The 21,137-nt window shown below is 72.1% G+C and carries 21 protein-coding genes; 9 read left to right on the top strand and 12 right to left on the bottom strand.

The genetic code is table 11. The features are described 5' to 3' along the window. Positions 1-166: 166 nt before the first annotated feature. Complete coding sequence (locus ACYVIP_RS15530; RefSeq protein WP_460396664.1) at positions 167-1,108, bottom strand: 5'-3' exonuclease; 942 nt, start codon at positions 1,106-1,108, stop codon at positions 167-169. A 93-nt stretch (positions 1,109-1,201) separates the two neighbouring features. Between ACYVIP_RS15530 and ACYVIP_RS15525 the strand changes: the two genes are divergently transcribed. Together ACYVIP_RS15525 and ACYVIP_RS15520 are read left to right on the top strand one after the other, a co-directional pair. Beyond that, complete coding sequence (locus tag ACYVIP_RS15525) at positions 1,202-2,335, top strand: M24 family metallopeptidase (protein WP_460396662.1); 1,134 nt, start codon at positions 1,202-1,204, stop codon at positions 2,333-2,335. Continuing rightward, entirely contained in the window at positions 2,332-2,781 is a 450-nt protein-coding gene (locus ACYVIP_RS15520) for an Lrp/AsnC family transcriptional regulator (RefSeq protein ID WP_460396660.1), read from the top strand. The genes ACYVIP_RS15525 and ACYVIP_RS15520 overlap by 4 nt, the downstream gene beginning before the upstream one ends. A gap of 2 nt (positions 2,782-2,783) precedes the next feature. Here ACYVIP_RS15520 and ACYVIP_RS15515 read toward each other — a convergent pair whose 3' ends face one another. Continuing rightward, positions 2,784-3,530: a class I SAM-dependent methyltransferase gene (locus ACYVIP_RS15515; protein ID WP_460396658.1), complete on the bottom strand. Its 747-nt coding sequence runs from the start codon at positions 3,528-3,530 to the stop codon at positions 2,784-2,786. A gap of 98 nt (positions 3,531-3,628) precedes the next feature. Between ACYVIP_RS15515 and ACYVIP_RS15510 the strand changes: the two genes are divergently transcribed. Then, a complete protein-coding gene (locus ACYVIP_RS15510) occupies positions 3,629-4,165 on the top strand; it encodes a CGNR zinc finger domain-containing protein (protein WP_460396656.1) in 537 nt (178 codons plus the stop codon). Between the two features lie 116 nt (positions 4,166-4,281). Here ACYVIP_RS15510 and ACYVIP_RS15505 read toward each other — a convergent pair whose 3' ends face one another. From ACYVIP_RS15505 to ACYVIP_RS15485, 5 genes are all read right to left on the bottom strand, one after another. After that, the gene (locus ACYVIP_RS15505) at positions 4,282-5,130 is read right to left on the bottom strand and encodes a phosphatidylinositol-specific phospholipase C/glycerophosphodiester phosphodiesterase family protein (RefSeq protein ID WP_460396654.1); all 849 of its coding nucleotides are present in this window, start codon (positions 5,128-5,130) and stop codon (positions 4,282-4,284) included. Positions 5,131-5,220: 90 nt separating this feature from the next. Further along, entirely contained in the window at positions 5,221-5,904 is a 684-nt protein-coding gene (locus ACYVIP_RS15500) for a zf-HC2 domain-containing protein (protein WP_460396652.1), read from the bottom strand. After that, entirely contained in the window at positions 5,901-6,446 is a 546-nt protein-coding gene (locus tag ACYVIP_RS15495; protein ID WP_460396963.1) for a sigma-70 family RNA polymerase sigma factor, read from the bottom strand. Before ACYVIP_RS15495 ends, ACYVIP_RS15500 begins: the two co-directional genes overlap by 4 nt. Before the next feature lie 156 nt (positions 6,447-6,602). Continuing rightward, complete coding sequence (locus ACYVIP_RS15490) at positions 6,603-7,229, bottom strand: response regulator (protein ID WP_460396961.1); 627 nt, start codon at positions 7,227-7,229, stop codon at positions 6,603-6,605. Positions 7,230-7,245: 16 nt separating this feature from the next. After that, positions 7,246-8,400, bottom strand: a complete 1,155-nt coding sequence (locus ACYVIP_RS15485) for a sensor histidine kinase (RefSeq protein WP_460396650.1) — start codon at positions 8,398-8,400, stop codon at positions 7,246-7,248. A 100-nt stretch (positions 8,401-8,500) separates the two neighbouring features. Between ACYVIP_RS15485 and ACYVIP_RS15480 the strand changes: the two genes are divergently transcribed. From ACYVIP_RS15480 to ACYVIP_RS15470, 3 genes are read left to right on the top strand one after another with little or no spacing between them, the layout of a single operon-like run. Continuing rightward, complete coding sequence (locus ACYVIP_RS15480; protein ID WP_460396648.1) at positions 8,501-9,388, top strand: ABC transporter ATP-binding protein; 888 nt, start codon at positions 8,501-8,503, stop codon at positions 9,386-9,388. Next, positions 9,385-10,155, top strand: coding sequence for an ABC transporter permease (locus ACYVIP_RS15475; protein WP_460396646.1), 771 nt, complete (start codon positions 9,385-9,387; stop codon positions 10,153-10,155). Before ACYVIP_RS15480 ends, ACYVIP_RS15475 begins: the two co-directional genes overlap by 4 nt. A gap of 17 nt (positions 10,156-10,172) precedes the next feature. Next, entirely contained in the window at positions 10,173-10,589 is a 417-nt protein-coding gene (locus ACYVIP_RS15470; RefSeq protein WP_460396644.1) for an OsmC family protein, read from the top strand. A 2-nt stretch (positions 10,590-10,591) separates the two neighbouring features. Here ACYVIP_RS15470 and ACYVIP_RS15465 read toward each other — a convergent pair whose 3' ends face one another. Further along, positions 10,592-11,491 carry an ATP-grasp domain-containing protein gene (locus ACYVIP_RS15465; protein ID WP_460396642.1) on the bottom strand — a complete coding sequence of 300 codons (900 nt, stop codon included), beginning with the start codon at positions 11,489-11,491 and terminating at the stop codon, positions 10,592-10,594. Positions 11,492-11,724: 233 nt separating this feature from the next. On the opposite strand from ACYVIP_RS15465, the gene ACYVIP_RS15460 reads away from it, so the two are divergent. From ACYVIP_RS15460 to ACYVIP_RS15450, 3 genes are all read left to right on the top strand, one after another. Next, entirely contained in the window at positions 11,725-12,960 is a 1,236-nt protein-coding gene (locus ACYVIP_RS15460; RefSeq protein ID WP_460396640.1) for a hypothetical protein, read from the top strand. 290 nt (positions 12,961-13,250) lie between these two features. Then, positions 13,251-14,069, top strand: coding sequence for a nitroreductase/quinone reductase family protein (locus tag ACYVIP_RS15455; protein WP_460396638.1), 819 nt, complete (start codon positions 13,251-13,253; stop codon positions 14,067-14,069). A gap of 90 nt (positions 14,070-14,159) precedes the next feature. Further along, positions 14,160-16,583 carry a PQQ-dependent sugar dehydrogenase gene (locus tag ACYVIP_RS15450; protein WP_460396636.1) on the top strand — a complete coding sequence of 808 codons (2,424 nt, stop codon included), beginning with the start codon at positions 14,160-14,162 and terminating at the stop codon, positions 16,581-16,583. Positions 16,584-16,631: 48 nt separating this feature from the next. Here ACYVIP_RS15450 and ACYVIP_RS15445 read toward each other — a convergent pair whose 3' ends face one another. The 4 genes from ACYVIP_RS15445 to ACYVIP_RS15430 all read right to left on the bottom strand — a co-directional run bounded on the left by ACYVIP_RS15445 (position 16,632) and on the right by ACYVIP_RS15430 (position 21,136). Then, positions 16,632-17,357 carry a hypothetical protein gene (locus tag ACYVIP_RS15445; protein ID WP_460396634.1) on the bottom strand — a complete coding sequence of 242 codons (726 nt, stop codon included), beginning with the start codon at positions 17,355-17,357 and terminating at the stop codon, positions 16,632-16,634. Positions 17,358-17,545: 188 nt separating this feature from the next. Beyond that, positions 17,546-18,526 carry a galactofuranose ABC transporter, permease protein YjfF gene (gene yjfF / locus ACYVIP_RS15440; protein ID WP_460396632.1) on the bottom strand — a complete coding sequence of 327 codons (981 nt, stop codon included), beginning with the start codon at positions 18,524-18,526 and terminating at the stop codon, positions 17,546-17,548. Then, positions 18,523-19,524 carry an ABC transporter permease gene (locus ACYVIP_RS15435; RefSeq protein WP_460396630.1) on the bottom strand — a complete coding sequence of 334 codons (1,002 nt, stop codon included), beginning with the start codon at positions 19,522-19,524 and terminating at the stop codon, positions 18,523-18,525. Before ACYVIP_RS15435 ends, yjfF begins: the two co-directional genes overlap by 4 nt. A gap of 88 nt (positions 19,525-19,612) precedes the next feature. Further along, the gene (locus tag ACYVIP_RS15430; protein WP_460396628.1) at positions 19,613-21,136 is read right to left on the bottom strand and encodes a sugar ABC transporter ATP-binding protein; all 1,524 of its coding nucleotides are present in this window, start codon (positions 21,134-21,136) and stop codon (positions 19,613-19,615) included. Position 21,137: the final 1 nt, after the last annotated feature.

The following is a 21,137-nucleotide window of genomic DNA, read 5'->3' as shown; positions in this document are numbered from 1 at the left end:
CTCCGGGGTGCGAGAGAACGACGGGAGACGTCTCGTCACCGCGGTCAGCGCCCGGAAGTGCGCGCGCCTGCGAAGAAAGCGGGCGGGGAGCTAGTGGTTCAGGGGGCTGACGGCGTGACCGAAAGCCCCCACCCTGGATGCCTCGGGGCTCGACATGGCGCGGACTCTACTCGACCGCGCCGGGCAGCGCGGCCAGCAGCCGGTCCACCGAGGCGCCGAGGTTCCACTGCTGCTGCAACTGCCGAACGCGCTCGAGGTCGCGGGCCTTGGCCGGCACGGCGTCGTCCCGGTCGACGATCACCTCGGCGTCCACGGCCACCCGGACCACCAGCGGCGCGGCGGCCACGTAGGCGGCGGCGTCGGCCAGCGCGGTCTTCACCCGCAGCGGCACCAGCTTGTCGTCGGCCGCGGCGGCGGCGAGCAGGCCGTCCAGCGAGCCGAAGCGGGTGATCAGCTTCGCCGCGGTCTTCTCGCCGACGCCGGTCACACCCGGCAGACCGTCGGACGGGTCGCCGCGCAGCAGGGCCATGTCGGCGTAGGCGGGGCCGCTGTTGTCCGGGGGCAGGTCGTAGCGGGCGGCCAGCTCGCGCGGGCCGAGCACCTCCGCTTTGGCCCAGCCCCGGCCGACGTAGATCACGCTGATCGGGGTCGGCTCGTCGCGAACCACCTGGAACAGGTCCCGGTCCCCGGAGACGACCTCGACCGGGTCTGTGGCCTCGCGGGCGGCGAGCGTGCCGATCACGTCGTCGGCCTCGTAGCCCGCGGCCTCGGCGGTGGCCAGGCCGACCGCGGCGAGCAGGTCGCGGATGATCGGCACCTGTGGGGTCAGGGTGTCCGGCACCTCCTCGACGTTGTTCACCGGGTCGGCCAGGCGGTGGGCCTTGTAGGAGGGCAGCGCGTTCACCCGGAACGCCGGCCGCCAGTCGGCGTCCATGCAGGCCACCAGCCGGCCGGGGCGGCGCTCGGTGAGGATGCGCGCGATCGTGTCGGCGAACCCCCGGACCGCGTTCACCACCGTGCCGTCCGGCGCGGTCATCGAGTCCGGCAGGGCGTAGAACGAGCGGAAGTACAGGCTGGCCGCGTCGAGCAGCGCGAGAGGACGACTCACGGCCGTCAGCCTGCCATGCGGCCCGCCTCCCCGGGGACGCCCGGTGTTGATCGCCGAAAATGTCGCTGATGTGGGCGACTAGGCTTAGGCGTTATGTCGAACACCGTGACCTCAGTCGACCCATCGGCGCTGCGCACGCGGCTGGACCGGGCCAGGGAGGCGACCGGCGCCGCCGGTGCGGACGCCGTGGTGCTGGCGCCGGGGTCGGACCTGAAGTACCTGCTCGGCTGCACCGGGAGCTCGTTCGAACGGTTGACCTGCCTGCTGGTGCCGGCCGACGGGCTGCCCGTGCTGGTGGTGCCGAAGCTGGAGGCCCCCGGCTACGACGCGGTGCCGACCGACGCGCTCGGGGTCGAGGTCGCCACCTGGGTCGACGGCGAGGACCCCTACGCGCTGGTCTCGGCTCGGCTCGGCCGGGCGGCGCGGGTGGCGCTCGGCGACATGATGCCGGCACTGCACGTGCTCGGGCTGCGGGGCGCGCTGCCGGACGCGGCGCAGGTGCTCGCCGGGCCGATCGTGCGTGAGCTGCGGATGCGCAAGGACGCGGGCGAGGTCGCGTCGCTGCGCCGGGCGGGTGCGGCGATCGACCGGGTGCACGCGCGGATGGCGGAGTTCCTGCGGGTCGGGCGGACCGAGGCGGCGATCGGCGCGGACATCGCGGCGGCGATCGTGGCGGAGGGGCACGCGGTCGCCGAGTTCGTGATCGTCGGCTCCGGGCCCAACAGCGCGAGCCCGCACCACAGCCTGTCCGACCGGGTGGTCGAGGCCGGCGACGTGGTGGTGATCGACATCGGTGGCCCGGTCGACGACGGCTACTGTTCGGACAGCACGCGGACCTATGTCATGGGCGCGCCCGCGCTGCCCGACGTCACCGCCACCTACGCCGTGCTGCGGGCGGCGCAGGCGGCGGCCGTGGCCGCGGTGCGGCCGGGGATCGCCGCCGAGGAGGTGGACGCCGCGGCCCGCTCGGTCATCGCCGACGCCGGGTTCGGTGAGCAGTTCATCCACCGCACCGGGCACGGCATCGGGCTGGACGTGCACGAGGACCCGTACATCGTCGGCGGCAACCGGTTGATTCTCGAGCCGGGGATGGCGTTCAGCGTGGAGCCGGGGATCTACCAGCCCGGCCGGTGGGGCGCGCGGATCGAGGACATCGTGGTGGTCACCGAGGACGGCGTCGAGTCGCTGAACAACCGGTCCCACGACCTGGCCGTGCTTCCCGCATGACCGAGTTGGAGCAGATCGACCAGGCGATCGCGCGGGAGTTGGCCGCGGACGGCAGATGCAGCTTCACCGATCTGGCCGAACGAGTGGGGCTGTCGGTGTCGGCGGTGCACCAGCGGGTGCGCCGGCTGGAGCAGCGTGGGGTGATCCGCGGGTATGCGGCCCGGCTGGACGGCGAGTCGATCGGCCTGCCGCTGACCGCGTTCATCTCGCTGACCCCGATCGACCCGGCCGCGCCGGACGACTACCCGCTGCGGCTGGAGAACATCCGGGAGATCGAGTCCTGCTACTCGGTGGCCGGGGACGAGTCCTACATCCTGTTGGTGCGGGTGGCCTCGCCGGTCGCGCTGGAGGATCTGCTGCGGCGGGTCCGCGAGGCGGCCAAGGTGTCCACCCGCACCACGGTCGTGCTGTCGACCCCCTACGAGGGCCGGTCGCCCGCCCTGTGAGGTCAGCGGACGGCGACGAGCACGTGGTCGTCGCCGAACTGCCAGACCGGGGCCGCTTCGCGGAAACCGGCCGCGCGGAGCAGTTCCGCGTGTTGGCCGACGGTGAGGTCGTTCTCGCTGCTGTGGGCGACGGTGTTCTCGGTGCGGCGGTCGAGCAGCGGGGCGAGTTCCTCGTCGGCGCGCAGTGCCTGCCACCACGTGGCCCAGTCCTCGTTGGTGTCGGTGCCGACGCGGGTGCCTCGCCGTTCGAGTACCGTCCTGGCGATCGTGTCCAGTGTGGACGTTCCGGGGCGCATGTGGTCGGCGTTGACGAACAGGCCGCCGGGGCGCAGCCGCTTGGCGAGGATGCGGTAGAGGGCGGCCAGGGCGTCGGGTGCGAGCCAGTGCAGCGCGGTGGAGGAGACGGCCGCGTCCCACGGCGTGTTGAGCCCGGTGTGGTCTGGCCAGGCCGGGTCGCCGAGATCGGCCCGCACCAGCCGGACGTTCGGGTCGACGTTGGCCGTGCCGAGGCCGAGCAGCAGCGGGTCGGCGTCCACGCCGACGATGTCCGCGTGTGGGAAGGCGTCGGCCAGCCGCGCCGACAGGGAGCCGGGGCCACAGCCGAGGTCGACCACGCTGGCCGCGTCGCCGCCAACGGCGGTCCGGACGACGTCGATGACCACGCGGAACCGCTCCTCGCGGTCGGGGATGTAGCGCTCCTGCTGGGCGTCCCAGCGCTGGACCCACTGCTGTGCCGTCGACAACCGCACCGCGAACCTCCATCACTGTTGTTAGGCTCAACGACAGTGACGCTAACCTCCCGGAGGTAACTGGTCAATTGGACTTTGACAGTCACACGAGTGACGTGGTGCGCAACACGGTGACGTTGATCAACGACGTCACGCCGGGCGAGCGCCACGGACGCCCGTTCCCACCACCGGCCGACCTGGTGGCCGCGGTGCGCGCCGCGGTCCCGCCGGCACGCACCCCCGGCCACCCGACCCCGACCGAGGCGGCCGACCTGACGGCGTGGGTGACCCGGCTGCGCGCGGTGATCGAGCGGGTCGAGGCCGGCGAGGTCGACCAGGCCTGCGCGACCCTGAACGTGATCATGCGCGAGACCGCCGCGATGCCCACCCTGTCCCGACACGACGGCGAGCCGTGGCACCTGCACTTCCACAGCGCGGACGCGGCGTGGGCGGTGAGCTGGGCCGCGTCCATGGCCACCGGCCTGGCGATCGTCCTGGGCACCGCCGCGATCGACCGCCTCGGCATCTGCAACGCCGCCACCTGCGACCGCGTCTACGTCGACATCTCCCGCAACGCCACCCGCCGCTTCTGCTCCACCGCCTGCCAGAACCGCGTCAAGGCCGCCGCCTTCCGCGCCCGCAGAACCACCCCCTGACCACCCGCGAGTCCAACCATCCGGACACGCGAGTTCAACGCTCCGAACACGCCGTCGGAGCGAACGCCGTGTCGGGAGCGTTGGACTCGCGGGTCATGAGGGTTGGACTCGCGGGGTCAGGGTTTGAGGAAGGTGGCGAGGCCGGCCAGGTCGTCGGTGTTGATGTGGTCCACGTCGGCGTCGACCAGTTCCTGCCAGACGGCGTCGCGGGCGGGGCCGGGGGTGTCGGGGGTGGCCCAGAAGCGGACTCGTTGGCCAGCGTCGTGGGCGGTGGTCACGATGTCGTGGAGTTTCGCGCGCTCGGGGGCTGGCATCTGGCCAACGCCGGTCCAGGTGAACAGGTTGGTCCAGTTGTCGGAGACCAGCGGGGTCAGGGTGGCGGCCGAGCCGGGGCCGAGGTCGTCCTGGTTGGCGATGCGGCCGTCGTAGAAGGCCACGCGGCTGCGTTGGGCGGCCATCGTCTCCCGTGGGCGGTTGCCGGAGACCACCGCGGTCACCGGGCCGCGCCAGACCCGGCCGAAGCGGTAGGAGGTCCACAGGAAGCCGTACCTCGGCGAGCGCAGCAGCGCGTCCAGCGCGGCGTAGGTCGACTCGCCCTCGGTCTTCAGGTCGATCAGCAGCTGGAACTCCACCCGCTTGCCCGGGTACACCCCACCGGTCAACGCCAGGCGCCGCAACGGTTCCAGGTACAGCGACCGCAACGTACGCGCCGGGTCGAGGTCCTCGGGGTCGTGCGCGATCAGCAGGTCGCCGTCCACCAGGTAGATGTCGGCCTCCACACTGGTGAACCCGTGCGCCAGCGCGTCGAACAGCGGCCGGTCGTGCTCGTAGTCGTTGTGCGCGTGTGCCTGCGCGAGCGGCCGCGTCCGGTCGGCGGCGGCCGGCGCGGCGGCGGCCGGCACCGCCCCGGCGACCAGTCCGACCAACGCCAACACCAGCAACAGTGATCGGGATAATGCCCGCACGGCATACCTCCAACGCATCGGGGGATCAGCACCGACACGCTAGGACACCGGGGTGAACCGCCGGTACCGGCAACCTTGCCGGCAGCGGACTCAGAGCGGTACCGACACCATGGTGCGGCCGTCGAGGGTGACCACCCGCACCTCCTCGACCTCGCCGGGCGGGATCAGCGCCGTGCCCTCGAGCGGCAGGCCCTCCTCCTCGCCCTTCTCGGACACCACCCAACTGCCAGCGGTCAGCGGCTCACCGTCGCGCGGGACGACCACCAGCTCACACTTCTCACCCGCCGGCACGCCCTCGATCTGGGCGTTGACCCACACCCAGCCCGCTCTCGGCTCGACCTCCACCCGCATCGACGCGCCGGTGGTCGGATCGGTCGCCTCGGCGCTGACCGTGCCCGCCGGCAACGCCGTCGCCGGTTCGGGCGCGGTCTGCCGGCCGATGACGATCCCGCCGCCCAACGCCACCGCCGCGACCACCGCGACCGCCGCCGCGATCAGCCCGAACGACCGCTTCGGCGCGGCCGGCGGGTCGGCGGCGCGCACCCGCCGCAGGGTGTTCTGCAGCAGGAAGTCGCCACCGTCCGGCGGACCGTCCAGGAACGCCTCCGGCGGCACCTGGTCCAGCTGCTGGCGCAGGTCGACGAACTCCGCCAGCTCACGCTGGCACTCCGGACAGGTCGACACGTGGGCGTGGACCGCGCGCTCCTCGGCGGGGTCCAGCGCGCCGAGCGCATAGGCGCCGAGCACCGAGCGGTCGTGTTCGACCGAGCTCATCGCGGCACCTCCCCGGCCTGGCCAAGCGTCGCCCGCAGCGCGCGCACCGCGTGGTAGGACCTCGATTTGACCGTGCCGGGAGCGATGCCCAGTACGTTCGCGGTCTCGTTGACCGTGCGGCCACGGTAGTAGAGCTCCACCAGCACCGCCCGATGATCAGGCGAGAGCCGGTCCATCGCGCCCAGCACGGTCATCGCGTTGACCACGTCGTCGGCGTGGTCGCGCTGCGCGGCCGGGACCTCGACCTCCTGGTTCACCTCGGTCGGGCGCACGGCCCGTGCCCGCGCCCGGTCGGTGATGATGTTGCGCGCCACGGTGAGCAGCCAGCCGCGTACCGAGCCGACGTTGTTGCGCAGGTCGTCGGCGTGTTTCCAGGCGCGTAGCAGGGTCTCCTGCACCACGTCCTCGGCCGCCGCCCGGTCGTTGGTGAGGCGGACGGCGTAGGCCAGCAGGCTGCGGCCGTGTTCGGCGTAGAGGGCGCGCACCAGCTCCTCGCCGGGAACTTGTTTGGTCCGGCGGGCTCGCCTGCCGGTTATCGCCACGCTTGCCGTCACCTGCCCAGAGTTTTGTTCGCGAGGTCGCGGGGCCACACGCGGAAGCCAGACACTGCGCGGGTCGAAAGCGAGGGTACTGGACAGGCTCTGGCTCACAACAATGACACGTGCGCGGCGGGTGACCGGTTCAAGGATCCGGAAAACTCAGGCTCCCGCGTCCCGGGCCAGCAGGGCGACCTCGACCCGGTTCGCGCAGTTCAGCTTGGTCAGCAGCCGGCTGACGTAGGTCTTGATGGTGGTCTCGCTCATGTTGGCCCGGCGGCCGATCTCGGCGTTGGACAGGCCCTGCGCGACCAGCGCGGCGATCTCGGTCTCCCGGGGGGAGAGCGCGGCCAGCCGGGCGGCGGCCTCGTGCCGGCGCCCGGCCGTCTGGCCGACCATGCCGAGCACCAGCCGGGTGACCTCGGGGGAGAGGAACGCGTCGCCGGTGTGCGCCGCGCGCACGGCGCGGACCAGCTCGTCGGGCGTGCAGTGCTTGAGCACGAAGCCCGCGGCACCGGCGGCCAGCGCGCGCAGCACGTTGGGCTCGGTGCCGTAGGAGGTGAGCATGACGGGTCTGGTCGCCGGCAGCACGCGGCGCAGCTCGGCGAGCGCGCCGAGACCGTCGAGCACCGGCATCGTGATGTCCAGCAGCACGACGTCGGGGCGGTGCTCGAGCGCGGCGGCCACCGCGGCCGACCCGTTCGTCGCGGTGGCGACCACGTCGATGTCGCCCGCCGCCGCCAGCACGGTGCGCACCCCGGTGGCGATCAACGGCTCGTCGTCGGCGATCAGGACCCGGATCAGCTCAGCTCACCCCGGTCAGCATGGTCGCCGGGAGCATGGCGAACAGCAGCGCGCCGGTGACCACGCCGAGCGCGGTGGCCCGCACCCGGCCGATCTCCGGCTCGGCCGGGACCGGCGCGCTGGTCGGCAGCATGGCCACGAGCCGGAACCACCCGCCGGTCTCCCGGTGGTCCAGGAACCCGCCCGCCGGCTCGACGCGCTCGCGCAACCCGGCCAGCCCCAGCCGCGCGCCCGGTCCCGGCCGCCGGTCGGCCACCGGGTTGGTCACGCTCAGCACCAGCGCGTCGGGCTCCCAGTCCAGCCGCACGGTCACCGGGTGGCCCTCGGCGTGCTTCGCGGCGTTGGTCAGGCCCTCCTCGACCACCCGGAAGGCCGCGGTGTCCACGCCGGGCGACAGCGGCCGGGGGTCACCCTGGGCGCACACGGTCACCGCGACCCCGGCCGTGCGGAACTCGCCGGCGAGGGCGTCGACCGCGGCCAGCCCGGGCGCCGGCTCCTCCGCGCTGCCGCGCAGCGAGCCGATCAGCTCGTACAGCTCGGTCACCGCGGCCCGGGTGGCGGTGGCCAGCGACTCGACGGCGATCCGCTGCGGCGCCGGCAGCTCGCTCACCTCGAGGGCGGCGGCCTGCACCGAGACCAGGCTCAGCCGGCGGCCGAGCGAGTCGTGCATGTCCCGGGAGATCCGCAGCCGCTCGCGCAGCTGCTCCCGCTCGGCGAGCAGCTCCCGCTCCCGGCGCAGCTGGCTGTTGCGTGCCTCCAGCGCGTCCACCAACCGCCGCTGCTGGGCGAGGTAGCGCCCGACGAGCAACGGCAGCACCACGAACACCAGACACGCGCCGACGGCCTCCGGCCCGGTGCGCAGCACGAAGGTCACCGCCGCCCAGCCGACGACCGCGCCGGCCACCACCGCGCTGTCGCGGCGGGACACCGCGGCGAGCCCGGTGCGGTAGGCGACCCAGATCAGCAGCGGGTAGGACCCGCCGGTGAGCACGGCCAGCCCGAGCGTCGCGGCGAAGGTCAGCAGCGGGCCCCGGCGCGCGAACACCAGCAGCGCGCCGGCCGGCGCGTAGGCCAGGACCGCGACCGGCGGGTGTGCCGCGGCGAAGAGGAGGACGTCGGCCATGACCACGAGGACGGCGGCGAGATGTCGGCCCATGCGAGCAGGCTACGGGTCGATCTGCGGGTCGACTTTGGTTGACCGGACGGGCGACGTTCGAGGACAGCGCCGGGCGGGCCGCGCTGCCTAGCGTGTCGGTGTGATCGAAGTGGATGGACTCAGCAAGCGCTACGGCGCGACGGTCGCCGTGGACGACCTGTCGTTCACCGTGCGGCCGGGCCGGGTGACCGGGTTCCTCGGGCCCAACGGTGCCGGCAAGTCGACGACCATGCGGATGATGATCGACCTGGACCGCCCCAGCGGCGGCCGGGTGCTCATCGACGGCCGCCGCTACCGGGACATCGACCAGCCGCTGCGGCAGGTCGGCGCGCTGCTGGAGGCGCGCTCCACCCACGGCGGGCGCAGCGCGCACGCCCATCTGCGGTGGCTCGCGCAGACCAACGGCATCCCCGACTCCCGGGTCGGCGAGGTGCTCGCCCAGGTCGGCCTCGCGGACGTGACCCGCCGGCGTACCAAGGGTTTCTCCCTCGGCATGGCCCAACGGCTCGGCCTGGCGGCCGCGTTGCTCGGCGACCCGCCGGTGCTGCTGCTCGACGAGCCGGTCAACGGACTGGACCCGGAGGGCATCGTCTGGCTGCGCACGCTGGTCCGAGACCTGGCCGCGCAGGGCCGCACGGTGCTGGTGTCCAGCCACCTGATGAGCGAGCTGGCGCTGACCGCGGAGCATCTGGTCGTGATCGTCGGCGGGCGGTTGCGCGCGGACACCTCGGTGGCCGAGTTCGTCGCCGAGCACGCCGGCTCGCACGTGCGGATCACCACGCCGGCGCCAGCACGGTTGCGCGAGGTACTCGATTCAGCGGGCATCACGGTCACCGACGCCGCAGACGGGGCGATCGAGGCCCACGGCGTCGGCGCGGACCGGATCGGTGAGCTGGTCGCGGCCAACCAGGTGGTGGTGCACGAGATCGGGGTGCGGACGGCATCCCTGGAGGAGGCGTTCATGCGGATGACCGGAGGTGCCGGATGACCGGGTTTCGGGGAGCGGTCCTGGCCGAGCTGACCAAGGCACGCACGGTCCGGTCCACGTGGTGGAGTCTGCTGATCGCGGTAGTGGTGTCGATCGGGTTGTCCGCGCTGATCGGCATCTCGCTGCGCGAGTCCCCGCTGGCGCCGGGGTTGGTCTGGGATCCGGTGCGCTGGGGGTACTTCGGACTGACGATCGGACTGATCGTGCTGGTGGTGTTCGGGGTACTGGTGGTGAGTACCGAGTTCACCACCGGCACCATCCTGGCCTCGTTGGCCGCGGTGCCTCGGCGCGACGTGTTCCTCGCGGCCAAGGTGGCGACCGGGACGGCGATCGCGTTCGTGGTCTCGGCGCTGAGCGCGTTCGGCGCGTTCTTCGTCACCCAGCCGTTGCTGGGGGAGCGCGGCGTCACCCTCGGCGCGCCGGGGGCACTGCGCGCGGTGCTCGGCGCGTGCGCGTTCCTCACGCTGATGAGCGTGTTCGCGATGGGGGTGGCCGCGATGCTGCGCAGTACGGCGCTGTGCCTGGGCATTCTCATTCCGATCCTGTTCCTCAACTCCCAGGGGCTGAGCAACCTGCCGGCCATTCGGGACGTCACCCAGTTCCTGCCCGACCAGGCGGGGATGATCCTCATGCAGAGCGTGCCGCAGGCGCCGGGCACCTTCGGGTCCACCGTCTACGGGCCGGGCGTCGCGTTGCTGCTGCTGTTCGGCTGGGCGCTGGTGGCCGTGGCCGGCGGGTTCGTGGCGGTCCGGCGCCACGACGCCTGACCACTACTGTCGGGTCCATGGCTGAGGACACCTACAGGTCGGTACAGGTCGAGCGGGTCGCGACCGGGCGTTATGTCGCCAGCAACGCCCGCGGCGGCACACTGCCCATCGGCGGGGACGACTTCACCCCGGTCGAGCTGCTGCTGGCGGCCATCGGCAGCTGTACGGCCACCGACGCGGACGTGGTCATCAGCAGGCGCACCGAGCCGGACACGTTCACCGTGACGGTCAGCGGCGACAAGATCCAGGACGAGTCCGGCAACCACCTGACCAACCTCGCGGTGACCTTCGACGTGCGGCTGCCGGCGGGGCAGGCCGGCGACCAGGCGCGCACGCTGCTGGCCCGCACGGTCAAGCTCTCCCACGACCGGCTGTGCACGGTCAGCCGCACGATCGAGCTGGGCACCCCGGTCCGGTCCACCGTCGCGGACTGAGGTCAGGTCGTGCTGACCGACTCGTCGAGGCGCTCCCGCAGGCTGATCAGGTCGGTGAGCACGACCGCCGGGTCGGCCGCGCGCACGACGACCTCCGTCGGCGCCGGCCTGCCCGGCCGGGGCAGGGTGGCCAGCACGATCTCGCCGTGCAGTGCCGGGAGTACCGGTGTCGGCCGGGTCCGCTGCGTGCGTGAGCGCGGCACCTGCCAGTAGCCGGCGTAGTCCGACCGGGTCCGGCGCGGGATGGTCGGCCGGCCGACCCCGGCGCGGATGTGTTCGGCGAGCAGGTCGACGCCGGTGGCCACGCGGGTCAGCGCCTGGCCGAGCGTGCTCGGCGGATGTGGCGCGACACTGAGCAGCACCGGCCCGGCCGGCAGGTCGAACAGCTCGACGTGGAACGCGCCGTCGGGCACCGAAGCCCGGGTGACCGCGGCTTCCGCGGCCGCGAACAGCCGGCCGGCCTCGGCGTCGTCGATGGTGACCGCGCCGGTGCCGGCGCCGACCGTGTGCTCGTAGTGGGCGCCCAGGCAGCGGGACGCGGTCGCGAACAGCACCTGGCCGCCGAGCACCACACCGTCCACATGGCACACCTCGGCGCCGAGCCACTCCTGCCGGTCGATCGAGCCGGTGAGCGGCAGGTCGGTGGTCGAGGCGATCTCGTGGAGGTCCATCGGCCGGGGTCCCGGCAGATCGAGCCGCTCGCGCAGGTGCGCGGCCGGCAGCACCGCGCCGGCGCCGAGGGCCACCACCGCGGCCGGTGACACCGTGAGCGCGTCCAGGTCGGCCGGACCGAGCAGCCACGGGTTGCGCACCGGCAGCGCACCGGCGTCGATCAGCTGCCGGGCGTGGCGGTGGTTGCGCTCGTTGTCGGTGAGCAGCAGAACCCGTGCTCTCTTCGCCATCTGGTGCCCCTTGCCTGCCGGGTCGTTCGGCCAAGGTTTGGTGGCCGGAATCGAGGATCGCTCGAGAACGAGTCGGAACGACGGATCGGGCCGTCTCTCGGCCGCCATCCACGGTACCGACGTTCGGATCTTGACGGGGTCCCGGCGAGGTGGTCAGATCGACGTGAAATCTATTCACGTTCTGTCCTGGCTCACCGGAAGGCCGTGAGATGTCCCTGCTCCGTCGTTCCCTGGTGACCGCAGCCGTCGCGGTCACCCTCACCTCCGCCGCCGTGCTACCGGCGCTGGCCACCGAACCGACCGCGCCCGAACCGACCGCGTTACCCACCGCCGCCGTCGCCATCGGCGACAGCTTCATCAGCGGCGAGGGCGGCGGCGACTACGCCGCGGTGCCCGACACGAACGGTGTCGCACAGGGCTTCCCCGGCTGGTCGGCGCCCAACGCCAACGCCTACTTCTGTCACCGCTCACCCAACGCGTCACTGTTCCGGGCGTCGCTGCCCGGCATCCAGGACCGGTTCAACCTCGCCTGCTCCGGCGGCCAGCCGCACGACATCGCCACCGCGTCGGCCAACCGGGAGAAGGGCCGCCAGGTGCCCGCCCAGCTCGACCAGCTGCGCGGGGTGGCGGGCACCCACGACATCGACCTGGTGCTGGTCGGCCTCAGCTCCAACAACGGCTCGTTCACCTTCGGGGACGCGGCCTCGGTGTGCGCCAACAGGTTCATCGCCGACGCGTGGACCGGGTGGTGGGAGTTCTGGGCCGGCGACCCGCCGCAGGAGCCGTGCACCATCACCGATCTGGCCACCGACGCCGAGTTCGCCGCGGCCACGGCCGAGACGACCACTGCGTTGCGCGCGCTGCTGACCACCCTCGCCGAGGTCGACGCCGACGGGCAGCACCGCGTGGTGTTCCAGGACTACACCAACCCGCTGCCGCCCGACTTCGCCGCCCGCTACCACGAGGAGGACGGCCGGGCCGACGACCGCGACAAGTTCCGCGCGCTGGGCGCCGAGCGGTACGCGGCGGGCTGCCCGGCGCACCGGGCAAGCATGGGCGCCGGTCACCTGTTCTCCCAGGGACTCGGCCAGCTGGTCGCCTCGACCCACGCGACGCTGTCGGCGGAGTTCCCCGGCGCGGACCTGGTGCACCTCAACGTCCAGCGGGCCTTCGACGGGGCGCGGCTGTGTGAGGCCGACGGCAGCCCGGACAACGCGCTGGCCACGCCGATCCGGCTGCAGGACGGGCCAAGCGGCGTGCCGGTGACCAGCCTGGACGGCCGGGACAAGATCGCCATCCAGCGGATCGCCACCACCTGTGCCGACTACTTCCAGACCTGCCAGGAGTCCTGGCACCCCAACGCCAACGGCTACGGCGTGCTCGGCCAGTGTCTGGACGGCGCGGCGTCGACCTCGGCGCGCGCGGTGGCCTGCACCCGGGGCCCCGACGGCGTCATCTCCGTCGGGTAGCCCGCCCGGCCCCAACTGCCCTGAATGAGGCATTGGGGACGCTCAACGTCCTGAATGGGGCATTCAGGGCGTTGAGCCTGGGCGGGTGGGCCGGGGTCGGCTCTACTGGTGCTTTGACCAGGGGCGTTCACGCCGCTATGGTCGGGAACGTGACTACCGGGTCGGCCAGCACTGGCCACGCACGAGTGAGGTTCCCGGTCACGGCGTGATCGCCGGGTGGGCCCGTGGCCCGCCTTGTCTCTCCACACATCGCTTTCTTGTCATGCCCAATCTGATGATGTGGAGAACAATTGACCATCGATTTCACCCAGCAGGTCATCGAGGAGTTCCGCGCCAACCACGGCCGCGTCGGCGGCTACTTCGAGGGCGCTCGCCTGATCCTGCTCACCACCACCGGCGCCCGCACGGGTGCCCGGCACACCGTGCCGCTCGGGTACCTGCCAGATGACGGCGATCGGATCCTGGTCATCGGATCCGCCGGCGGCTCGCCCCGCCACCCCGCCTGGTTCCACAACCTCGTGGCCAACCCGCTGGTCACCGTCGAGGACGGGTTGTTCAGCTACGAGGCCGAGGCCACGGTGCTCACCGGCGCGGAGCGCGCCGAGCTGTTCGCCCGCGCGGTCGAGGCCGAGCCCGACTGGGCGGACTACGAGACCAGGTCGGGGCGCACGCTGCCGGTGGTCGCGCTGACCGAGACCGGCGGCCGGCAGCCGCTCGCGACCTCGTTCGGCGAGGGGCTCGCGCACATCCACGACGCGTTCCGGCGGGAGCTGGCGACGATCCGCACGGAGTTCGCCGCCGCCGGCCCGACCCTGGGCGCGCAGCTGCGGATCAACTGCCTGACCGTGTGCGCCGGCCTGGGTTTCCATCACCAGATGGAGGACCAGCACATGTTCGGCACGCTCGGCGAGCGCCATCCCGAGCTGGCGCCGGTGATCGAGCGGCTGCGCGCCGAGCACGTCACAGTGGCCGGCCTGGTCGAGGACCTGCGGCGGGTGGTGTCGACCGGGACGGGCGGCCTGCGGGAGGTCGAGCGGCTCATCGACGAGCTGGAGGCGCACCTCGTCTACGAGGAGGAGCAGCTGATCCCGTTGCTCGACCGGCCATGACAGCTCCGCGTTGACTTTCCGCAACCGGCTGCTTACGTTGCAAGCGCGGCACATTCGTGCCCGAGGTCCTCTTCCCCGTGGAGGTCCGGCGTGTCTCGCACCGGTGTCAGCCGCGCGCTGCTCGCGGTCACCGCCCTCCTGCTGTCAACTGTGGTCAGTGGGCCGGCGGCGGCCCACCCCGACCCGGGGTACCCGCCGCCGGTCGCGGAACGGTTCCAGAAGGTCGTACTGGCCGACACCGACCTGACCCAGCCGATGCGGATCGCGGTCGCGCAGGACGGCCGGGTCGTGTTCATCGAACGCGACGGCCGGGTGAAGGTCTGGGACCCGGACACCCAGGCCGCCACGGTCGCCGGGGCGATCCCGGTGCGGGTCACCGGCGAGCTCGGCCTGGTCGGGCTCGCCCTCGCGCCCGACTTCGCCACCACCGGGCAGCTCTACCTGCACTACTCGCCGCCGGACTGGGACCAGACGTTCGTCTCCCGCGTCTCCCGGTTCACCCTGACCCCCGACAACTTCCTGGACCCCGCCGCCGAGACGCCGATCATCGACATCCAGCACCCGATCGGCGTTCCCGGCTGGCACTCCGCGGGCGACCTGTTGCCGACGCCGGACGGGCAGCTGTTCATCGCCACCGGGGACAACGCCGACTGCTGTGCCTCGCACGGCTTCCCGCCGACCGACGAGCGGCCCGGCCAGGCCGGCGGCGACGCGCAGCGCACCTCGGCCAACACCAACGACCTCAACGGCAAGATCCTGCGCATCACGCCGAAACCGGCCGGCGGCTACGACATCCCGCCGGGCAACCTGTTCCCGCCGGGCACCGCCAGGACCCGGCCCGAGATCTACGCGATGGGCTTCCGCAACCCGTTCACGCTCGGCGACTGGGATCCGGCGACCGGCACGCTGTGGATGGCCGACTACGGCCCGGACGCCGTGGTGGCCAACCCGGAGCGCGGCCCGGCCGGGCACGTGCGCGCGCTGCTGATCCGGGAGCCGGGCAACTACGGCTGGCCCTACTGCACGATGAACAACGTCCCGTACAACGACTGGGACTACGTCGAGAACCAGCCTGGCCCGTGGTTCGACTGCGCCGCACCGGTGAACGACTCGCCCAACAACACCGGCCTGGTGCACCTGCCGCCGATCAGGCCGGCGGACATCTACTACACCTACGACAAGCAGCCGGACTACTTCCCGACGCTGTTCGGCGGTGGCGCGATGGCCGGCCCGCGCTACACCTTCGACCCGGCGAACCCGTCGCCGACCAAGTTCCCGCAGTGGTTCGACCAGCAGCGTTTCCTCTACGACTGGACCACCGACTGGCTCCAGACGCTGCCGGTGGACCACCACACCGGCGCGCCGGGTACGCTCACCGAGTTCCTGCCGGCGGCCGAGTTCCGCAAGCCGATGGACCTGGAGTTCGGACCGGACGGGTCGCTGTACGTGCTGGAGTACGGCAACGGCTGGGGTTCGTCCAACGACGACTCCGGCCTCTACCGGATCGACTACGTGGAGGGTAACCGCGCGCCGCTGGTGGCCACGGAGTCCTCTGTGGACTCCGGGCCGCTGCCGCTGTCCGTCGACGTCGACGCGGGCGGCACGACCGACCCCGACGGTGATCCGCTGAGCTTCTCGTGGGACTTCACCGGCGACGGCGTGCCGGACGCGACCGGCCCGGCGGCGTCGTGGACCTACGCGACCGCGGGCGAGCACACCGCCAGGGTCACGGTCACCGACGCGAACGGCGCGGTGTCGGTCGGCAACCTGACCATGGTCGCCGGCAACACCCGCCCGGCGCTGACGATCGTGACGCCGGCCGACGGCGGCTGGGCGGAGTTCGGCCAGGACCTGCCGTTCCGGGTACAGGCAACCGATCCCGAGGACGGACCGGTCGACTGCACGAAGATCCTGGTGACCTACCAGCTCGGGCACAACCAGCACGGACACCCGCAGGGCGAGGCCAGACCGGGGCCGGACTGCACCGGGGTGCTGAGCCCGCGGGCCGATCCCGGCCACGGCTCGGACGCCTACGTCTTCCACATCCTCGGCGCGTCCTACACCGACGGCGGGGGAGCGGCCGGCGCGCCGCCGCTCACCGGCTCGGCCGACATCGTGCTGCACCCGCGCGAGTACCAGGGCCGCAACTACCAGAACGGCGCGGGCGTCGGGCTGTACTTCGGGCAGCTGTTCGTGCCCGACCGGGGCAACTGGTTCTCCTTCCCCCGGATCAACCTGGCCGGGATCGACCACCTGACCATGGAGTTCGCCACCAGACAGCCCGGCGTCGACCTGACCGTGCGCGCGGACTCACCGACCGGCCCGGTGGTCGCCACCTTCCCCGACGTGCCCCACACCGGGTCGACCTCGCTCAACGACCGGGTGTACGCCTGGCTCGCGGCCGACGTGACCGACCCCGGCGGCGTGCACGACCTGTACTTCGTCGCCTACTGGCCGGCCGGCGTGCAGCCGGAGCTGTTCATCCGGTTCTTCCGCTTCCAGACCACGCGGTGACGCGGCGCCGAAACGCGATCTTGTCGGTTGGTTGTTGATGGCGGGCACCTACCCCGGGTTCGACTCCGCCGCGGGCTTCAGCCATGTCTCGGGCCACGACTGCGGGGCCGGACCGAACGCGCGCCGGGCGGCGCGGACGGCCAGGGTGGCGACGGTGGCGTTGGCGCCGCCGCCGATCACCGCGCCGATGCCGAACGGGGCCACCCGGCCGAGCACGATGATCCCCTGCTTGCTGCCGTACTTGGTGATGAAGTTCTTGCCCAGGACGCTGTTGATCTGGCGCAGCGTTGCCATGGGCACCTTGCTGACGATCTGGCGGCCCCAGTGCTGGCCGGTGCGCTCGGCGACCTTGCCGATGGTGGTGGAGCCGGACTGGCCGAGCAGGATCCCCATGACGAGCGTCCGGCGGCGTTCGATCTCGTCCAACGGAACCCCGTGGACCTCGGCGACCGAGAGGACGAACAAGGTGCTCAGTTCGAGCGAGGAGAAGGCCTCGCCCGCCGACAGCGCCAACGCGATCCCGGTGCCGACGGCGGGCGCTGCCGCGGCGCCCCCGACCGCGGCCCCGGTGCCCGCCAGGGCGCTGACGTACATCCGCTCCAGGGAGCGGATGACCTCCGCCGGTGTCGCCTCCGGGTTGCGCTGGCGGGCCCGGGCGATGTTCTTGCGCACCAGCGGTGTCTGCAGGCCGATGGCCTTGTCCAGCAGGTTGAGGATCGGCTGGCCCCGTTCGCTCGACGCCGGGACCGGTCCTTCGAGGGCGTCAGCGGCCACACCGAACTCCTTGAGTCGTCACATCTCCCGCCCAGTCTCGCACTCAAGCGGCCGCAGCCATTCCTTGGCCGCTCACGAAGGCGCGAACCACCGCGATTTCGCGACGCTTGGGCATCTCCCGTTGAGCCGCCCGCAAAGATGTGGGCCGGTGATCACGATGATCGAAGCGAACCTGCCGTCGTGATCATTCATCGCACGCCGCCGGGGGATCTCGCGATCAGGCGTTGGAGGGCGATGAAGGCCAGGAGCAGGACGCCGATCACGATCTTGGTCCACCACGAGCTGAGGGTGCCCTCGAACGAGATGATCGTCTGTACCGTGCCGAGGACCAGGACGCCCACCACCGAGCCGACCACGTAGCCGACGCCACCGGACAGCAGCGTGCCGCCGACCACGACCGCGGCGATGGCGTCCAGCTCCATGCCCACCGCGTGCAGGCTGTAGCCGGAGAGCATGTAGAAGCTGAACAGCAGCCCGCCGAGCGCCGAGCAGAACCCGCTGATCACGTACACCCCGACCTTGACCCGCCCGGTCGCCAGCCCCATCAGCGTCGCCGACGGCTCGTTGCCGCCCACGGCGTAGACGGTGCGGCCGAACCGGGTCAGGTGCAGCACGTAGGCCGCGACCGCGACCACCAGCAGCGCGATCAGCACGCTGTAGGTGATCGTCACGTCGCCGGGCAGCAGCACGGTCTCGGTGGCGATCGTGCGGAACGCCGGGTCCTTGATGGCCACCGACTCCACGCTGATCACGAAACACAGCCCCCTGGCCAGGAACATCCCGGCGAGGGTCGCGATGAACGGCTGCACCCGCAGCTTGTGGATCATCAACCCCATGCCCAGGCCGAGCCCGGATCCGGTGCCGAGCACGGCGAGCACCGTTAACCACGCCGGCCAGCCGGCCTGCAGCGTGGCCGCGGCGATCATGGTGGACAGCGCGACCACCGCGCCGACCGACAGGTCGATGCCGCCGGTGAGGATGACGAACGTCATGCCGACCGCGAGCACGATGAGGAAGGCGTTGTCGATGAACAGGTTCGCCACGACCTGGCCGGAGGCGAACCCCTCGTAGCGCACCGAGCCGGCGCCGAAGGTCAGCACGAACACCACGAACGTCGCGATCACCGGCAGGAACCGGGACGGCACGCGGGGGGCGGCGAGCGCGGTCATCGCGCGACCACCTCCGGTTCGGCCGGTTCGGTCGGCGGTGGGGCGGCCCGGCGCAGCACCGGCGCGACCCTGGGCGCCTGGAGCAGGCACACGACGATCACCACACCCGCCTTGAACACCAGGGTCGCCGTCGGGGGCACGCCGATGGTGTAGACGGTGGTGGTGAGGGTCTGGATGGTCAGTGCGCCGAGCAGCGTGCCGAGCAGGGTGTACCGGCCGCCGGTGAGCAGCGTGCCGCCGATGACCACGGCGAGGATCGCGTCCATCTCGACCCACAGGCCCGCGTTGTTGGCGTCGGCGGCGTTGACGTTGGAGCTGACCATCAGCCCGGCCACGCCGGCGCACAGCGCGGCGAACACGTAGACCGTCCAGATGATCGTGCGCGACCGGACGCCGGCGAGCCTGCTGGCCTCCGGGTTCACCCCGACCGACTCGATGAGCATGCCCAGCGCGGTGCGCCGGGTGACCAGCCCGACGCCAAGCAGCACGGCGAGGCTGATCAGGATCGCGATGGGCAGCACCACGAAGCCGGCGCCGACCTGACGGAAGACCTCGTTGTCCACCGTGACGATCTGGCCCTCGGTGAGCAGCATCGCGATGCCGCGGCCGGCGATCATCAGCACCAGTGTGGCGATGATGGGCTGGATGCCGAGCACCGCGACGAGGAACCCGTTCCACAGCCCGAGAACCGCACACACGCCAAGCGCGAGCGCCATCCCGGTGACCGCGCCGCCGCCGTCGGCGATGTGCGTGCAGGCGACCGCGCCGGCGATGGCCACGACCGCGCCGACGGACAGGTCGATGCCCCTGGTGGCGATCACCAGCGTCATCCCGAGCGCGATGAGCAGCGTCGGGGCGCCGTTGCGCAGGATGTCCACCAGGCTGCCGAACAGATGCCCGTCCTGCAGCCGCAGCTCGAAGAACGACGGCGTCACCACGAAGTTCAGCACCAGCAGGGCGACCAGCGCCAGCGCCGGCCACACCAACCGCCGGTTCACCGCCACCCCTCCGCCCGTCGAACCGCAGCGAAGGGTCCCTTCACTGCGGTGGGCGCAGCGAAGGGACCCTTCGCTGCGGTGGGCGTGGTCACGAGCCGACCTCCACCCTGGTGGCGCCGCTGGCGATCTGGGCCAGCACCTCGTCCACGCCGACCTCCGCGCCCGCCAGCTCGGCGACCTTGTGCCGGTCGCGCAGCACGACGATCCGGTCGCACAGGCGCACGACCTCCTCCAGTTCCGCCGAGATGAACAACACCGCCATGCCGTCGGCCGCGAGGTCGGCCACCACCTGCTGGATCTGCGCCTTCGCGCCGACGTCGATGCCCCGGGTCGGCTCGTCCAGGATCAACAGCCGCGGCCGGGTGATCAGCCAGCGGGCCAGCAGCACCTTCTGCTGGTTGCCGCCGGACAGGGTGGCGACCACCGCGTCCGGGTTCGCCGGGCGGATGTCCAACCGCTCGACGTAGGTGGCCACCAGCTCGTCGGCCGTGCGCCGGGGGACCTGTCTGGCCCACCCCCTGGCCGCCTGCATCGCCAGGATGATGTTGTCCCGCACCGTCAGGTCGGTGACCAGCCCTTCGGCCTTGCGGTCCTCCGAGGAGAACGCGATGCCCTTCGCGATCGCCGCCCTCGGCGTGCGCAGCCGCACCGGCCGGCCGTCCAGCAGCAGCCTGCCGGTGTCGGCCCGGTCCGCGCCGAACAGCAGCCGGGCCAGTTCGGTGCGCCCGGACCCGAGCAGCCCGGCGAGCCCGACCACCTCGCCGGCATGGATCTCCAGGTCGAACGGGGCGATCGCGCCGGTGCGGCCGAGGCCCTCGGCGCGCAGCAGGGGAGTGGGATCGGCGCGGCGGCGCTCGGTGCGCTGCTCCACCTCCGCCAACACCCCCAGCTCCCGGCCGATCATCGCCGACACCAGCTCGAGCCTGGTCAGCTTCGCGGTGTCGTGCTCACCGACGCGTCTTCCGTTGCGCAGCACGGTGACCCGGTCGGAGATCTGGAACACCTGCTCCAGGAAGTGGGTGACGAACAGGACCGCCACCCCCTCGTCGCGCAGCACCCGGATGATCCGGAACAGCTCGGCCACCTCGTCGGCGTCCAAACTGGACGTCGGCTCGTCGAGGATCAGCACCCGGGCGTCGACCGCGACCGCGCGGGCGATCGCGACCAACTGCCGCACGGCGATCGGGTGGTTGCCCAGCGCGGACGCGGGGTCGATCGTCAACCCCATCCGCGTCAGCAGGCCGGCGGCGCGGGCGCGCATGGCCCGGCCGTTGATCGCGCCGAACCGCCGGGGTTCCCGGCCGAGCAGGATGTTCTCCGCGACCGAGAGGTTCGGGCACAGGTTGACCTCCTGGTACACGGTGCTGATCCCGGCCGCCTGCGCCTGGGCGGGCCCGGTGAAGGAGACCGGCACCCCGTCGAGCGCGATCTGGCCGCTCGCCGGCTCGTGTACCCCGGTCAACGCCTTGATGAGCGTGGACTTGCCGGCGCCGTTCTCGCCCATCAACGCGTGCACCTCACCGGGGTACAGCCGGAAGTCCACGTCCTGCAACGCCTTGACACCGGGGAACTCGACACTGATGCCCCGCATGTCGACCAGCGGTTCGGTCATG

It is taken from the genome of Actinophytocola sediminis, assembly GCF_054779715.1.
The sequence above is the reverse complement of the archived record's forward strand: the minus strand, read 5'-3'. Positions and strand labels throughout refer to the sequence as shown.

Bases quoted from the DNA above. Each gene is read 5' to 3' on its own strand.
- ACYVIP_RS15430 (WP_460396628.1), bottom strand. From the start codon at position 21,136: ATGACCGAACCGCTGGTCGACATGCGGGGCATCAGTGTCGAGTTCCCC.
- ACYVIP_RS15500 (WP_460396652.1), bottom strand. From the start codon at position 5,904: ATGAGCTCGGTCGAACACGACCGCTCGGTGCTCGGCGCCTATGCGCTC.
- ACYVIP_RS15475 (WP_460396646.1), top strand. From the start codon at position 9,385: ATGACCGGGTTTCGGGGAGCGGTCCTGGCCGAGCTGACCAAGGCACGC.
- ACYVIP_RS15520 (WP_460396660.1), top strand. From the start codon at position 2,332: ATGACCGAGTTGGAGCAGATCGACCAGGCGATCGCGCGGGAGTTGGCC.
- ACYVIP_RS15465 (WP_460396642.1), bottom strand. From the start codon at position 11,491: ATGGCGAAGAGAGCACGGGTTCTGCTGCTCACCGACAACGAGCGCAAC.
- ACYVIP_RS15525 (WP_460396662.1), top strand. From the start codon at position 1,202: ATGTCGAACACCGTGACCTCAGTCGACCCATCGGCGCTGCGCACGCGG.
- ACYVIP_RS15485 (WP_460396650.1), bottom strand. From the start codon at position 8,400: ATGGGCCGACATCTCGCCGCCGTCCTCGTGGTCATGGCCGACGTCCTC.
- yjfF (WP_460396632.1), bottom strand. From the start codon at position 18,526: ATGACCGCGCTCGCCGCCCCCCGCGTGCCGTCCCGGTTCCTGCCGGTG.
- ACYVIP_RS15470 (WP_460396644.1), top strand. From the start codon at position 10,173: ATGGCTGAGGACACCTACAGGTCGGTACAGGTCGAGCGGGTCGCGACC.